This window comes from Deltaproteobacteria bacterium (assembly GCA_020848905.1).
In the GTDB taxonomy this organism is placed as follows: domain Bacteria; phylum Myxococcota_A; class Polyangia.
The window spans coordinates 88617-103619 of record JADLHG010000029.1 but is presented as its reverse complement, the minus strand read 5'-3'; the positions used below and the strand labels follow the sequence as shown (position 1 = coordinate 103619).

General features: G+C 69.2%; 12 protein-coding genes. 6 read left to right on the top strand and 6 right to left on the bottom strand.

Annotated features, from left to right (window positions below):
* Positions 1–161: 161 nt before the first annotated feature.
* Positions 162–965 (bottom strand): SDR family oxidoreductase, encoded by an 804-nt coding sequence (locus IT371_11725; protein MCC6748321.1) that lies wholly within the window; start codon positions 963–965, stop codon positions 162–164.
* 132 nt (positions 966–1097) lie between these two features.
* Here IT371_11725 and IT371_11720 point away from each other — a divergent pair, with 132 nt between their 5' ends.
* Positions 1098–1259, top strand: a complete 162-nt coding sequence (locus tag IT371_11720) for a hypothetical protein (protein ID MCC6748320.1) — start codon at positions 1098–1100, stop codon at positions 1257–1259.
* 44 nt (positions 1260–1303) lie between these two features.
* Here the strand turns inward: IT371_11720 and IT371_11715 are convergent, their stop codons facing one another.
* From IT371_11715 to IT371_11695, 5 genes are all read right to left on the bottom strand, one after another.
* Positions 1304–3481 (bottom strand): bifunctional (p)ppGpp synthetase/guanosine-3',5'-bis(diphosphate) 3'-pyrophosphohydrolase, encoded by a 2178-nt coding sequence (locus IT371_11715; protein MCC6748319.1) that lies wholly within the window; start codon positions 3479–3481, stop codon positions 1304–1306.
* Between the two features lie 137 nt (positions 3482–3618).
* Positions 3619–4263 (bottom strand): guanylate kinase, encoded by a 645-nt coding sequence (gmk, locus tag IT371_11710; protein ID MCC6748318.1) that lies wholly within the window; start codon positions 4261–4263, stop codon positions 3619–3621.
* Entirely contained in the window at positions 4260–4586 is a 327-nt protein-coding gene (locus IT371_11705; protein ID MCC6748317.1) for a DUF370 domain-containing protein, read from the bottom strand. Before IT371_11705 ends, gmk begins: the two co-directional genes overlap by 4 nt.
* Positions 4583–5458 (bottom strand): YicC family protein, encoded by an 876-nt coding sequence (locus tag IT371_11700; GenBank protein MCC6748316.1) that lies wholly within the window; start codon positions 5456–5458, stop codon positions 4583–4585. Before IT371_11700 ends, IT371_11705 begins: the two co-directional genes overlap by 4 nt.
* Positions 5455–6414, bottom strand: a complete 960-nt coding sequence (locus tag IT371_11695; GenBank protein MCC6748315.1) for an SDR family oxidoreductase — start codon at positions 6412–6414, stop codon at positions 5455–5457. The genes IT371_11700 and IT371_11695 overlap by 4 nt, the downstream gene beginning before the upstream one ends.
* Before the next feature lie 266 nt (positions 6415–6680).
* Here IT371_11695 and IT371_11690 point away from each other — a divergent pair, with 266 nt between their 5' ends.
* The 5 genes from IT371_11690 (at position 6681) to IT371_11670 (ending at position 14999) form a co-directional block, all read left to right on the top strand.
* Positions 6681–7478, top strand: coding sequence for a hypothetical protein (locus IT371_11690; GenBank protein MCC6748314.1), 798 nt, complete (start codon positions 6681–6683; stop codon positions 7476–7478).
* An 86-nt stretch (positions 7479–7564) separates the two neighbouring features.
* The gene (locus IT371_11685; GenBank protein ID MCC6748313.1) at positions 7565–8893 is read left to right on the top strand and encodes an extracellular solute-binding protein; all 1329 of its coding nucleotides are present in this window, start codon (positions 7565–7567) and stop codon (positions 8891–8893) included.
* Complete coding sequence (locus IT371_11680; GenBank protein ID MCC6748312.1) at positions 8890–11121, top strand: HAMP domain-containing protein; 2232 nt, start codon at positions 8890–8892, stop codon at positions 11119–11121. Before IT371_11685 ends, IT371_11680 begins: the two co-directional genes overlap by 4 nt.
* Positions 11118–12536 carry a sigma-54-dependent Fis family transcriptional regulator gene (locus IT371_11675; GenBank protein ID MCC6748311.1) on the top strand — a complete coding sequence of 473 codons (1419 nt, stop codon included), beginning with the start codon at positions 11118–11120 and terminating at the stop codon, positions 12534–12536. Before IT371_11680 ends, IT371_11675 begins: the two co-directional genes overlap by 4 nt.
* 186 nt (positions 12537–12722) lie before the next feature.
* On the top strand, positions 12723–14999 hold the full coding sequence (locus tag IT371_11670; protein MCC6748310.1) for a hypothetical protein: 2277 nt from the start codon (positions 12723–12725) through the stop codon (positions 14997–14999).
* The last annotated feature ends 4 nt before the right edge of the window (positions 15000–15003 follow it).

Genomic DNA, 15003 nt, shown 5'->3' with positions numbered 1-15003 from the left:
CTCGACGCGTCGCACGGCTTGCAGCCGCCTCCACCCTCGGTTGCTCAGCAAGATCATTCCCTCGTATGCACGAGGGCGGACATTCTTGCTGACCCGTTAGGCGGACATTATGGCTGACCTACGACAGAATCACGGCGGGGTGCGTGGTCGGCGCGGCGCCGTCACACGCTCGTTCCCATCAACCGGTCGTAGGCTCCGACCAGGCAATGGCCACCATCTGTCACCACCACTGCGCCGTTGATGTTCCGGGCAGCCTCGCTCAGAAGGACGAGGCAGAGCTGGGCTACGTCCTCGACGCTGCCCAGGCGCCGGATCGGAATCAGCTCCGGTGCGCGGTGCGCGAGCTCACCCTGCAGGAGCCTCCGAGTCCCTTCGGTGTCGCCGATGGGACCGGGAGCTACGGCGTTCGTACGGATCCCGAAGGGCCCCCATTCCACCGCCAGGTTGCGCGTGAGCGCGTCCACGGCCGCCTTGGCCGCCGAGGCGTGGAGCTGGCCGGGCGTCCCCCCGTAGTGCAGCGTGGCGCTGAGATTCAGGATCCGGCCACCGTGCTCGCGCATCCACTGCGCGAAGGCCGCGCGGCACACGTTGAAGGTCCCCTTCGCGTCGATGTCGAGCACGGTCCCGAAGCCGTTTGGGCTCAGGGCGGCCGCGGGGCAGAGGAAGTTGCCTGCCGCGCCGTTCACCACCATGTCCAGGCGCCCGAGCTCGGCGACGACCCGCCCGACCGCGCGGTCCACCTCCTCGGGCCGGCGCACGTCGGCGGCCAGGGCCAGGCAGGGGCTGCCCGTGCGGCCGCGCAGCGCCGCCGCCGTGGGCTCCAGGTGTTCGACGTTTCGGCTGAGCAGGGCCGTCGCGGCCCCGTGGGCGGCCAGGGCCTCCGCCACGCCGCGTCCGATGCCCGTGCCACCTCCCGTCACGAGTGCCACCTGGCCGGCGAAGAGATCAGAACGGAAGATGCTCACGGGCTTTTCTCCTCGGTGGCGGCCATTCTGGCCCAAGGGCTGGCCGGGGACAAGCGCCGAGAGCCTCATCGGATTGACACGCGAGCTGCCATGGACTATAGCTCCCCCGATCGTTTCAGGAGCTGACCCGAGATGGCTTCCAATACCTGCATGACCGAAAACCGCCGCAAGCGTCGGCGCAAGAACATGGGCCGCAAGCGCAAGAACAAGGAGGCCAAGAGGTCCACGTTGAGCTCCGCGGAGCTCTTCGCGTCCCTCGGCGAGCCGGGCAAGCCTGCCCCCAAGGCTCGTTAGGGCGTCCGTCTCGCCGGGCACCTCGTCGCAGCGCTGGCGAGGTGCTACACGCGCTCGACCGAGTAGACCCCTTTCACCTTCTGGATCGCCCGCATCACCTGCTTCAGGTGATCGAGGTGCAGCACCCGGAAGTGGAAGGTGTTGATGGCCCGGGCGTTCCCGACCGCGCGGCAGTTCGCCTCCGCGATGTTGACCCCCTGCTCCGAGAAGGCCTTGCTGATGTCGGCGAGCAGCCCCGGCTTGTCGGTGGTGTGCACGTTGATTGTGACCGGGTGTTCGATGCGGGACCCCGACTCCCACCCGACCTCGATGCGTCGCTCCGGGTCCACGTCCAGGGCCTTCGTGCAGTCCAGCTTGTGAATCGTGACCCCCCGGCCCCGGGTGATGAACCCGGTGATCGGGTCGCCGGGGAGCGGGCTACAGCAGGCGGCGAACCGGACCAGCACGTCGTCCTCGCCCTGCACACGGATGCCGCTCGGCGGGCGGCGCGTGACCCGATCGATGATGCGTGAGAGGCGGCTCTTGAGCGGGGCGGCCTCGGCGGTCTCGGTGGGCTCCTTTTCCGCGGCCTCGGGGAAGACGGCGCGGACGATCTGGGCGGGCGTGACCTTGCCGAAGCCCACCTGCATGAGGAGCTCGTCGTCCGACTTCCCGAGGCGGAGCTCCTCGGCCACCCGTAACAGCCCGCCCTGCTTCTGCACCTTCTGCAGGGAGTGCCCGTGGCGACGGAATTCCCGCTCGAGCAGCTCGTGGCCGAGGGCCTTGCCCCGCTCGCGTCGTTCGGTCTGGATGTGGTGCCGGATCTTCGCCTTGGCCCTCGCCGTGGCGACGAACTTCAGCCAGTCCTTGTTGGGCTTCTGGCTCGGGTTGGTCACCACCTCCACCGTGTCGCCGTTGTTCAGGCGATAGCGGAGCGGCACGATCAGGCCGTTGACCTTGGCCCCCGCGCAGTGGTCTCCGACCTCGGTGTGGATCGCGTAGGCGAAATCTACCGGCGTTGCACCGACGGGAAAGGCCTTCACGTCTCCTTTCGGCGTGAAGACGTAGACCTCGTCGGCGAAGAGGTCGATGCGCACCGCGTCGATGAACTCGGCCGGATCCTTCAGGTCGCGCTGGAACTCCACGAGCTGACGGAGCCACGAGAACTTCTGCTGGTCGTCGGAGGTGAGGACGCTGTGTCCCTCCTTGTAGACCCAGTGCGCGGCGATGCCCTCCTCCGAGACGCGGTGCATGTCGTGCGTCCGGATCTGCACCTCCATGCGCTCGCCGCGCGGCCCGATGAGGGACGTGTGGAGCGACTGGTACTGATTCGGCTTGGGCATCGCGACGTAGTCTTTGAAGCGCCCGGGGATGGGGGTGAAGTTCTCGTGCACGACACCGAGCGCCGCATAGCAGTCGCGGATGTTCGTGGTCAGGACCCGGAAGGCCACGATGTCGTGGATCTGGTCGAGCGTGCGAGCCGTGCGGCGCATCTTGCTGTAGATGCCCCAGAGGTTCTTCGGGCGGCCGCTCACGTCGCAAGGGATGCCGTTGTCGTCCATCACCTTGCGGAGGATGCGCTCGACCTCGCGGATGTACTTGCGCCGTTCGCGGTCGCTGGCCGCCAGGTCCTGGACGAGACGCTGGTACTCGAGGGGGTGCACGTACTGGAAGGCGAGATCCTCGAGCTCGGCGCGCAGCCAGTAGATGCCGAGGCGGTTCGCGAGCGGGGCGTAGATGTCGAGCGTCTCGCGCGCGATGCGCTCCTGGCCATCCTCGGACATGTACTGCAGCGTCCGCATGTTGTCGGTGCGATCAGCGAGCTTGATCAGGATGACCCGGATGTCTTTGGCCATCGCGACGAGCATCTTCCGGAAGTTCTCGGCCTGGCGCTCCTCCTTCGTCGTCCAGGGGATCTTGCCCAGCTTGGTCACGCCGTCGACGAGGAAGGCGATCTCATCGGAGAACTGTCGCCGGATGTCCTCGACGGTGGTGTCCGTGTCCTCCACCGTGTCGTGCAAGAGGCCGGCGCAGATGCTCGGCACATCCAGCTTCAGGTCTGCGATGAGGGAGGCCACCGCCACCGGGTGGACGAAGTAGGGGTCTCCCGATTTTCGCAGCTGACCTTCGTGCACGCGCGCACCGAAGGCGTAGGCGCGCTTGAGGAGATCCTCGTCGGCGTTCGCGTTGTACCGCTTGACCTTGGCGACGAGGTCGTTGACCCGGAGGAGTGCGCCTGACACCGCTGGACTCTAGCCTTCTCGCGCGGAGGGCCGGCGCGGACGCGGCCGCGCAAGGACCCGATCTCGCTGAAGTGTATCACTGCGGTGAGGTCCGGCCACAGCGGATTGCAGCGGCCGATCCGTCGTGCACGGATGGTTCACGCCCTTCCCTCCCCCGGGGAGCGCACCGCCTCTACCAGCTCGAGAGCGCGGTGCGCGCGCCGTCGCCGGGTGCAGTGCCCCGCGACGTAGATCGCCGAGAGCTCACGGTAGGCCTGGTCGAGGTCGTCGTTGGTGACGAGGTATTCGTATTCGCCGTAGTGGCCGAGCTCCTCCCGGGCCTTGGCGAGGCGGCGGGCGACCATCTCGGGCGCGTCCGTGCCGCGGTTCCTGAGCCGGCGGGAGAGCTCCTCGAGGCTCGGGGGCAGGACGAAGACCATGACGGTCTCGTCCGGGTACTTGCTCTTGAGCTGGGTCGCCCCCTGCCAGTCGATGTCGAAGAGCACGTCCAGACCGGCGTCGATGTTCTGGCTGATGGTCTCGAGGGAGGTGCCGTACCGGTTTCCGTGCACTTCCGCCCACTCGGCGAAACGGTCCTCCGCCACCATGCGCGAGAAGGTCGCGTGATCCGTGAAGTGGTAGTCCACGCCGTCTCGCTCGTTCGGTCGCTTGGGCCGCGTAGTGTACGAGATGGAGAAGGCGAGAGCGGGGAACTCCGCCATCAGACGGTGGCAGAGCGTGGTCTTCCCCGCCCCAGAGGGGGAGGAGACGACGAAAAGGAGGCCGCGGCGCTTGGCGGTCATCGTTCGTCCTCATCGACGGGACGCGGCTCGATTGCAGTCCCCGGTTCCTCCCCTGCCCCGCCCGCGATGGCAGCTCCCCGTAGTCTCAGGGCCACGGTCTCGGCCTGGATCGCCGACAGGATCACGTGGTCCGAATCCGTGATGACCATGGCCCGCGTCTTTCGTCCCTGGGTGGCGTCCACCAGCTTGCCTGCCACGCGGGCTTCTTCGCGAAGCCGTTTCATGGGGGCCGATCCGGCGGCTACCACGGCGACCACCCGTTCGGCGACGACGACGTTGCCGAAACCGATATTGAGAAGCCTGGGTCCAGCCTCGCCGATCACTCGATGTTCTGCGCCTGCTCGCGCATCCTTTCCAGACACCCCTTCGCCTCCACGACCAACGCCGCCACGTCGGCGCTGGGCACCTTGGCGGCGATGGTGTTCAGCTCACGATTGAGCTCCTGTATCATGAACTCCACCTTCCGGCCAACAGCCCCCTCCTCGTCGAACATCTGGCGGAGCTGCTCTTCGTGGCTCTCGAGGCGCGCGAGTTCCTCGTGGACGTCGGTGCGGTCGGCGAGCAGCGCGACCTCCTGCGCCAGCCGTGCCGGATCGACGGTCAGCTCCGTCGAGAGCTGGGTCAGTCGATCGTGCAGCCGCGCGTGCCACTGCTGGGGGAGACCCGCCACGATGCCCTTGATCGTGACCGCGAGCGCGCAGAGCTGGTCCAGCTGGCCCACCAGATCGCGCTTGAGGGCCTGCCCCTCCTGAGCGCGCATCGACCGGAGCTCCCCGAGGGCGCGGGAGAGTGCCGGTTCGAGGGCGGCCCAGAGCGCGTCGGAACGCAGCGGCTCGCCCCCCCCGGACACGAGGTCTCGCACCGGCGGCAGGAGTCGCGCGGCCGTTGCGAGGTCGCACCCGACGACCTCGGCGAGCTGATGGAGCACCTTCCCCACGTCCCGGGCGACGCCCACGTTGAGCCGCAGGGCAGACGGGGCCGCGTCGGTGACCTCGTCGAAGACCGAGAGCTCGACGCGTCCTCGGGTGAGCTGGCGGCGTACCGCTTCGAGGGCCTGGGTCTCGACCAGCCCGTCGGCGTGCGGCAGACGGACGCGCGCGTCGAGGAACCGGTGGTTGAAGCTGCGGACCTCGAGCCGGAAGGCACGGGAATCGACGTGGACCTCGGCCCGGGCGAAACCGGTCATGGAATTCATGCGTCGAGCGCTCCATCGGCAGAGAGGTGCGCGCGGAACCAGTCGACCGTGCGACGCAGACCCTCGGGAAAGAGGACCTCGGGGCGGTAGCCGAGGATGTCGTGGCTCAGCGTGAGGTCGGCGAGCGAGTGCCGAACGTCCGCCGGCCGGGGTGGGTCGTGCCGCGGCGGCAGGCGCCGTCCCACGTGTTCCGCGAGAAGCTCGAGCACGCCGAGGAGTGTGGTCCTCTCGCCGCAGGCGACGTTGAGACTGTGGCCCGGGGCGCGCGTCGACTGGCAGGCCAGCAGGTTGGCGTTCACCACGTTCTCGACGAAACAGAAGTCCCTCGACTGCAGGCCGTCCCCGACCACCACCGGCGTCTCGCCGCGAAGGTAGGCGCGGATGAAGCGCGGTATCACGGCCGCGTACTGGGATGCCGGATCCTGGCCGGGGCCAAAGACGTTGAAGTACCGGAGGGCCACGTAGGGGACCCCGTAGCTGCGAAAGAAGGCGTGACCGTAATGCTCCCCGGCGGCCTTGGATGCGGCGTAGGGGGAGCGCGGTGCGAGGGGGTGGCTCTCGGCCTTGGGAAGGGTCTCCGTGTCGCCGTAGACCGAGGACGAGGAGGCCTGCACCACGCGCCGAACGCCCGCGTCTCGCGCGGCGATGAGGAGCTGGAGCGTCCCCTCCACGTTACTGTGGTGGGTCGTCAAGGGATCCGCGATCGACCGCGGGACCGAGGGTAGCGCGGCCTGGTGCAGAACGTACTCGACCCCGTCCACGGCGCGGTGAGCGACCGCGGGGTCCGCCACGTCCCCCTCGACGAGCTCGACGCGTGCTGCCACCTCGGCGAGGTTCGCGCGGCGTCCGGTCGAGAAGTTGTCCAGCACCCGGACGCGGTGGCCGAGACGCACGAGGCGCCGGACCAGGTGACTGCCTATGAACCCGGCGCCACCGGTCACGAGATAGGTGTTCACGCCGCGAGTTCTACACGCCCGTCGAGCAGAGTGTCAATTTGCCCCTTTGCGGCGTCTTCACCGACCGCCGGGGTGGGGATCGGGACGGGATCCGCGAGGCCGCGCCGCGGTGCCGGCGTGAACGCACGGTCACGCGGGGGGGCCCAACGTCCGAACACGAGCTGGCGCATCTGCCGGCTATGCGCTGGAAACCACGGATCATCGCCAGAACGCCGAGCGGTACGAGTCTTGCTCCAGTCATCGGCAAGGCCACAAGGAGGCCCGCCATGAGACTACCTCTCGCATTGGCTCTCGTCGGCGTCGGGCTCTGTGCCGGGGGCTCCAGCGCCTCGGCCCAGGTCTACATCCACTACGGGTACCGATCGTATCGGCCGGCTCCACCTCCGCCCGTGATCTACCCCTCCGTGCGCCTGCGCGTCGCGCCGGTCTACGTTCCTCCCCCGGTGTACGTGCCGCGCTATTACACATACACGTACGAGACCCAGCGCGCGTATTGGTACTATCAGCAGGGCCCCGAGGCCTATAGCTACTACTCCGGGCCTCCACGGTGGTCCCTCGGCGTGCATGCCACGGCCCTGACCACGAATCAGCGCATCCTCGACGAGGGGGTCTACCTCGGTGGGGCCGGCGCGCACCTCCGGTACCGGGATTATCGCTGGGGCGTGGAGCTCGCCGCGGATGTCACGGGGTCGCGGCTCCTCGACGGGGGCGTCCGTCGTTTCTCGGTGCCGGTGCAGGCGTCGGGCCTCCTTTACCTGATCCCGCGCGGCCGGTTCAATCTGTTCCTGCTGGGCGGTGTCCGGGTGGTGGCCACGCGGTTGCGCTTCGACCTGCCCAACCTGAAGACGGAGCAGACCTTCGCCGAGTTCGGGCTCCAGGGCGGCGTGGGGGCGGAGCTGCTCCTCTCGCGCTGGGTGGCCCTCACGGGGGACGTGCGGGCCTACGGCGTGTTCCGCCACGACAGCGCCGAGCCGGCGGCCTACTACGCCGACGTGCAGCAGGCCGCGATGCCCGACCGGTCGATAGGGGTGCAGGTCAACCTGGGAGTGAGCCTGCGCTTCTGACCTCCGCGTCGGCCGGGGGCGGGCTCGGCAGGACGCCCCGCCGACGGCGTTTGACTTCCCGGCCCGCGCGGTACTATGCAGCCCGCATGCGGTGCCCGGGCTCTTGCGCTCTCTTGCTCGTCGGGACCGCGGTGCTCGGCTGTGGAAAGAAGGCGGTCGTTTCGCCCCCCGCGGTCGAGCTCACCGTCTGGCACACCTTCAACACCGAGGAGACCGGCACCTTCAACCGCGTGCTCGAGCGGGTGCGCGAGGCCCATCCTGGGGTCCGCATCTGGTCCACCATCGTGCCCTTCTCTCGCGCGCAGGCGAGCTTCCTCCGAGCCGTGGAGGGCTGCGGCCCCGGTGCACCGGACCTCTTCCGGGCCGAGCTGCCGTGGTTGCCCGAGCTGGTCGAGCGCGGACTCGTCCGGGCAGCCCCCAGCTCCATCCCCGGCGAGACGGCGTACGAGCCGGTGGCGCGGGCCCTGGCGCGCTATCGGGGACAGCGCTGGGCCCTGCCGGCCAGCCTCGACGGGCTCGCGCTTCTTTACAATCGGCGCCTCATTGCACAGCCCCCGCGGACACTCTCCGAGCTGGTCGAAACCGCCCGAAAGCTGACGACCGACGAGCGGGGTCGGCACCCCGGGGAGGAAGGCTTCACGCCGGCGCGCGTCGCGCGGTGGGGCTTCTACGTCCGAGCCGAGAGCTACTGGTTTCTCCCCGTGCTCTGGGGTCTGGACGGTGACCTCCTCGACCCGCGACGGGGCCAGATCTTCGTCGACCGGCCCGAGGCGAGCGGCGCGCTAGGCTTCTATCGGGACCTGATTCACGTGCACCACGTCGCGCCCCCGAACCCCGGGCTGGCGTCGGACTATGACGACCAACTCCGCCGCTTCGGCCAGGGCGAGGTGGCGATGATCTTCAACGGGCCGTGGTCCACCTCCGCGATCCTCGCCACGTCCGCCTTTCGCGAGGCGCAGAACCTCGGGGTGGCGCCGCTTCCGGTCGGGCGCGCGGGCAAGCCGGTGGCGCTTCTCAGCGGGCACGGCTTCGTGGTTTCGCGCTGTGCGCGCCGCCCCGAGCTGGCCTGGCGCGTCGCGGCGGCGCTCACCGACCACGCCGCGCAGCGGGAGTTCGCCCGCGCGAATACCCTGCTCCCGACGATGAGCGCGGTCTACGGGGACCCTGCGCTGGGAGAGCGCGGCCTCGTCCGCAAATTCCGAGCTGCGCTCGACGGCGCTCGGCTCCGCCCGGCGCACCCCTTCTGGACACGGATCTTCGACGACTTCACCCCTGCGGTGGAGGCGGTGCTCCTCGGGGACGCCGAGCCGGGGGAGGCGCTCGCGGGCGTGGCACGTGCCTGGCGTCGTGGGCTCGGGAGCCGAGCGCGAGAGGCCCGCCACGGAGGACGGGCCGCGCGCGACGGTGCGCCGTGAGCGCGCGAGTTGGGCGGGGCCGGTGGGGACTGCAGGCCCGGCTCATGGCGATCCTCGGGGTTGTCGCCGTGGCCCCTACCGTGCTCCTCGGCGCGCTGGGGGTCCGCAGCGCGCGGCGCACGGTCGAGGAAGAGGTGACCCGCGGGCACCTCGCGCTGATCCGCTCCGTGGGTCAGCACCTGAACGGGTCGCTGCAGGACACCCGGCGCGCGATGATGGTGGCCGCTGCGGCCTGGACCGAGCGTTCGGCGCTCGCTCCGCTCGAGCGCTCCCTGCGTCGCCTTCGATCAGAGCATGAAATTCTAGAACGCATCGTCGTATTGGACCGGGCGGGCCGCGGGGTGCTGGGGGATAGTCCCCTCGGCAGCGCGCCGCTGCGCTGGGATCTGGCCGACACCTACGGGGGCTACGTCAGCGACGTGCTCTTCGGCCCCGGCGGGCGCCGACACGTAGCGATCGTGGTCCAGGCGCGTGACCGCAAGGGAGAGCTGCTCGGGTTTCTGGCAGGGGTCGTGGACCTGACCTTCGTGGGACGGCGTCTCGCGGAGGCGCGGCTCGGAGCCGCGTCGGTCCTCTTCCTCGTGGACGGCGATGGTCGGCTCGTGGCGACGAGCGGGCCGTTGCCGGCGGGGATGGAGGCCGCGGCCACCGGGCGGCGTCCGGTACGGGCCGAGCACGCGGCTGTGGACCGCGTGCTCGCGACCACCGGCGAGGGGCTCCTCGAGGTGAGGGACGCCACGGGCCGCCCGTGGGTCGCCGTCTACCGCAGCCTGGCCGGGATGAGCGGCTTTCGGGAGGTGCGCTGGGGCGTGGTCCTCCAGCAGCCGGCCGACCAGGCCTACGCGGCGGCTCATCGCGCCACCCGCGCCACGGTGCTCGTCGCGCTCGGGGTCCTGCTCCTGGCCCTGGCCATGGGGGCCGGGCTGGCGCGGCGGATCACGCATCCCATCACCCGCCTCGTCGAGCGTACCGAGGCGGTGGCGGCGGGACAGCTGACCGAAAGCGTGCCGCCGGTGTCGGCGAAGGACGAGATCGGGCAGCTCTGGAACAGCTTCTCGTCGATGGTGGAGCGACTGCGAGAGGGGCGCGAGAGCCTCTACGCCCTCACCGAGTTCCGCGAGAACCTCGTGCGGAGCATCCCCCTCGGCGTCATCTCGCTCGACCGCGAGGGGCGGATCGTGAGCCTCAATCCGGCGCAGGAAGAGCTGAGCGGCGTCGTGGCGACGGAGGTCCTCGGGCGACCGCTCCGTCTGGTCTTTCCGGGGGGGCAGGAAGACGAGGGGCTCTTCGCCCGTCTCGGGCGGGTCCTCAGCGACGGGCTGCCCCTTGACCTGACCCTGGAGGAGGTGCAGCCGCCCTTCTGCCGGCGCCGCTGCCGTCGCTATCGCATCCGCGCGACGGCGCTTCGCGACCGACGCGGATCCGTGGACGGAGCGGTGATCGTGCAGGAGGATCTCAGTGGGCCGGCCGAGCTCGAGCGCCAGCTCCTACGCTCCGAGAAGCTCTCGAGCGTCGGCGTGCTCGCCGCCGGGGTGGCGCACGAGATCAATAACCCCCTCACCACCGTGCTCGGCTACGCCAAGCTTCTGCTCGAGGGACGAAGTGAGACCGACCCTGATCGAGCCGCGCTCGAGCTCATCGCCGAAGAGGCGCGTCGCGTGCAGCACATCGTGCGGGGCCTTCTCGACTTCTCACGGGTCGAGAGCGGCGCGCGAAGCCCGACGGATCTGAGTCGGCTGGTGGAGCGCACGCTGCCGCTGCTCGCGCCGGAGCTGCGGACCCGGCAGATCGGGCTCGGACAAGAGCTCGCCGAGGGGCTGCCGGAGGTGCTGGTGGACGCGCAACGCCTCGAACAGGTGCTCGTGAACCTGGCCACGAACGGCGCGCAGGCCATCGGGCGCGGCGGCACGCTTACGGTGCGGACGGGACGTGACCTGACCGAAGGGCGGCCGGAGGCGGTCTACTTCGACGTGCAGGACACGGGCCCCGGTGTGGCGCCCGACGCGGTCTCGAAGATCTTCGACCCCTTCGTCACCACGAAGGGCCCGGGCGAGGGCACTGGGCTCGGCCTCGCCATCTGCCAGCGCATCGTGGCCGATCACGGAGGCACCCTCGAGGTCACGAGCGCCCCCGGGCAGGGCGCGACCTTCCGGGTGCGGCTGCCGCTCCGCCCCGCGGAGGGGGCGACATTGACCGCTCCGGGGCAAATGACGATAGTGCGGCCATGACGCCTCCTCCTCGCATTCTGGTGGTCGATGACGATCGAGGGGTCCGGACCCTCTGCGCCGATCTGCTGACGCGCAGCGGGTACGAGGTGGTGGCGCTCGCCTCGGCGGCGGAGGGCCTCGTGCGGGTGCGGGAGGCCGACTTCGACCTGGTGCTGGCGGACATCAACATGCCGGAGATGGACGGCATCGAGCTCTGTCGCCGGCTCGGCGAGGTGGTACCGGAGCTTCCGGTGGTCCTCATCACCGCCTTCCCGTCGATCGAGAACGCCATCCGGGGGATGAAGGAGGGGGCGAAGGACTACGTCACGAAACCCTTCACCCCCGACGAACTCCGCATCGTCGTGGCCCGCGCCCTCGAGGAGCGCGTCCTGCGCGACGAGAACGAGGGGCTGCGACGGGAGCTCCGGAGTTCCCACGGAGTGGACGCGATCCTTGGTGCATCGCCGCCGATGCGCGCGCTTTGCGTCATGGTGCGCAAGGTCGCCCGTAGTGGCACGACGGTCCTCATCCAGGGCGAGAGCGGCACGGGTAAGGAGCTTTTTGCCCGCGCGCTGCACGTGCACAGCGAGCGTGCTGCCCGGCCCTTCGTGGCCGTGAACTGCGGTTCGCTCGTCGGCACGCTGCTCGAGAGCGAGCTCTTCGGACACGAGAAGGGGGCCTTCACCGGCGCGCAGGGGACGAAGGTCGGTCTGGCCACGGCGGCGCACCGCGGGACGCTCTTCCTCGACGAGATCGGCGAGCTGGCGCTCGACATGCAGCCGAAGCTGCTGCGTCTGCTGCAGGAGGGCGAGGTCAAGCCCGTGGGGAGCGTCGAGACCAAACGCGTCGACGTGCGGGTGGTCGCCGCCACGAACCGGGACCTGCGCGCGGACGTGGATGCGGGGCGCTTCCGCGAGGATCTGTTCTACCGACTCAACGTGATCCGACTCGACGTTCCGCCGCTCCGGGGCCGGCTGGAAGACATCCCACTGCTCGTGGACCGCTTCGTGCGGGACAGCGCCCAGAAGGCACGCAAGCGGATCGATGGGGTCACACGGGAGGCGCTCGCTGCTCTGGCACACCAAAGGTGGCCGGGGAACGTGCGGGAGCTACAGAACGTAGTGGAGCGTGCGGTGATCCTCTCCTCGTCGGAGGTGCTGGACGTCGAGGACCTCCTCGGAACTTCGCCGCCGGGCTCCCCGGCCGTGGCCGCGAGCGGGCCTCGCCTGCCGGCGGAGGCCCCCTACCCCTTCGAAGGCCTGACGCTCGACGAAGTGGAGCAGCGGCACATTCAGCACGTCATGGCGCGAGCGGGGGGGCAGAAGAGTCGGGCCGCCGAATGCCTCGGGATCAACCGCACCACCCTCTGGAAGAAGCTGCGCCGCTACGACGCCGTGGACGGCGAGGAACTTCCTGACGAGGGAGACGATCGCTGAGTCGGGACCCGTCTCGACGCGTGTTGCGGATCTCAACGCGCCGCGTGCGAGGGAGGAGGGCGCCGACGTTGCGTACGGCAACACCGGGCAGGGGCGCGGACCGCGACCGGGCGTGATTTGAGGCACCTGCCTCTTGGCAGACTTCTTGCCACGCTGCCGACGCACTGTGCCCGACAACGGTTGCCCATGTCCCACCGTGTAGAACGCCGATCGCGCTTCCTGCTCTTCGCTCTTTCCCTCGGCGCGGGCGCGGTGGCGCTGCTGCTCCTCCCGGCGAGCGGGTGGTCGCAGGGAGCCCCGCGCGAAGGGACGCCGGCGCCGGCGAGTCAGCCTTCCGCGAAGGCGGAGGACGAGGAGGACGAGGAGGAGGCGAAGCCCGCGGGGGCGGCCGCACCGGGCAAGGCGGGCACGCCGGGCAAACCGGATCTCGGCCTCGATCGCGCGCCGTTTTCCGTCGAGCAGCGCGAGTTCCTCAAGGAGTGGGCCGAGCGCTTCAAGGCCAAGGTGCTGAGCGAGGTGCCGAAGAGCCAGGCTCCGTCGAAGATCTCGCTCCGCTGGCGCGCCGAGACGTACACCAAGATCCTCTACCAGAACGACCAGTCTCAGGGGTCGGTGAGCCTCGGCACGCCGCACCCGCGCGGGGACAACTACTCGGGCAACAACGGCTTCGCCTCGGAGCTCGTGCTCTACCTGGACGGACGCGTCTCGGATCGCGTGGAGGTGGGCGCGCGCCTGGCAAGTCGCTTCCACCGGCAGTGGGCCGACTTCTATGAGAACGGGGATCTGGCGCTCGGGGAGAGCGGGCTTCCGTCGGGCGCCAACGCCACGGGCGAGAGCCTGGGACTGAACCACGCCGCGTACATTCAGCTCCGCGGGCTCTACGTGCGGCTGATGCCGCCCATCCCCGGGATCCGCACCTTTCACGCCGGCGCGAGCGACCTCGGCATGCTGAATCCCTGGACCATCGGCAAGGTGCGCTACATCGATCGCGACAATGCGCACGGGCTGTTCCTGGACGGTGCCATCGGCTCGCTCGAGTGGATGGTGGCCCGCATCTCCTTGCCCAAGCTCTACGCCTCGGCGGGCTGGACGAGCGGCATCGACGACCCCCTGGTCGAGAATCCCTTCTGGACGCGGGACGCCTCCTACGCGCTCAAGCTGAGCCAGAAGGTGAAGGACTGGATCTCGTGGACCTGGATCTCGACCTACCTCCTCGACGAGGAGGCGGACCTCAACGACCCGGATGCCCTCGGGTCCACGAACTTCATCGACCGGCGCGACGGCGTGGTCTCCACCCTCCCCCGCTACCAGAACCTGAACTCGAGCCTCGAGGTGCAGATCAACAAGGGCTTCGTGGACGTGAATCTCTTTGGCGCCTATTCGCTGAGCAAGCCCGACCTGGGCTACGTCTTCAACAGCGTGGACGGAAACCAGGGGATCTCGCCCATCCCGATGAAGACCGCGCACGGCTACGCGCTCAAGGCGCGGGCGGACCTCGCGGACCCCTTCGGCATCGGGCTCGACCTGCGGCTCGAGTACTTCAACATCGGCGAGGACTGGGTCGCCACCTTCGGCGCCCGGCGCGAGGCGGACGTGCTCCTGACCGACGGGTTCCTCGACGGCCAGGTGCCCACGATCAACGTCGCGAACGAGTTCATCGATTTTCGCGACGCGTTCTACGAGTCGATCGTCGGCTGGCACGGCGTGACCTTCGCCCCGAGGCTGGTGCGCGGGGCGTTCGAGCTGGACGCCGAGTATTCGTTCCTCGAGTACAACACCGACGCCCAGGATCGCTGCACGGGAAACCGGATCACCGACCAGGCTGGCGCCCCGATCGCCGCGCAGGCCTGCCCGCGGGACGATCGTTCGGGCAAGGTCTACGGGGTCTACCCGAGCTTTCTCTACTCGGACGGCATGACCGACACCGACTTCTTCTCGTACGCCAACACGAACGACCGCGGGCGTGACCCGCGGAGCGTGTATCGCCAGAACCAGGCGCGACGCACCATGATCGGCGCGCTCAAGGCGGCGTATGTCTTCAACGTGGGCAAGGGGCTGCGCTGGGAGACGAAACTCAAGTACATCTTCGACCGGGATCTGAGGGACCTCGACCTGGACGGGGACGACTACTCGGGGCACCTCATCTTCACCAAGACCTCGCTCGGGACCCAGTTCACCGACGAGTTCAGTGCAACCGTCGGCTTCCGCTTCGACTACTGGCTCGAGGGGCACCGGAGCGGGGCCGTCGTGGCCGGGCGGGCCGACTACCCCGACTACCAGACCTGGAAGACGAACGTGTTTTTGGACCTGCGCTACCAGTTCGGTGGCGCCACGCTCGGCTGGTACATGCAGTGGCTCAACAAGGACGTGGACGTCACGCGGGACGCCGTGCGGGACGAGGCGATGAGCTTCCGCTTCAAGAACGTGGTGCGAGGCATCGGGACCGTCTCGGCGAGCTTCTGAGGTT

Excerpts from the sequence above, each read along its gene's own strand:
- IT371_11720 (MCC6748320.1), top strand. The coding sequence starts at position 1,098 with ATGGCTTCCAATACCTGCATGACCGAAAACCGCCGCAAGCGTCGGCGC.
- IT371_11685 (MCC6748313.1), top strand. The coding sequence starts at position 7,565 with ATGCGGTGCCCGGGCTCTTGCGCTCTCTTGCTCGTCGGGACCGCGGTG.
- IT371_11690 (MCC6748314.1), top strand. The coding sequence starts at position 6,681 with ATGAGACTACCTCTCGCATTGGCTCTCGTCGGCGTCGGGCTCTGTGCC.
- IT371_11670 (MCC6748310.1), top strand. The coding sequence starts at position 12,723 with ATGTCCCACCGTGTAGAACGCCGATCGCGCTTCCTGCTCTTCGCTCTT.
- IT371_11675 (MCC6748311.1), top strand. The coding sequence starts at position 11,118 with ATGACGCCTCCTCCTCGCATTCTGGTGGTCGATGACGATCGAGGGGTC.
- gmk (MCC6748318.1), bottom strand. The coding sequence starts at position 4,263 with ATGACCGCCAAGCGCCGCGGCCTCCTTTTCGTCGTCTCCTCCCCCTCT.
- IT371_11700 (MCC6748316.1), bottom strand. The coding sequence starts at position 5,458 with ATGAATTCCATGACCGGTTTCGCCCGGGCCGAGGTCCACGTCGATTCC.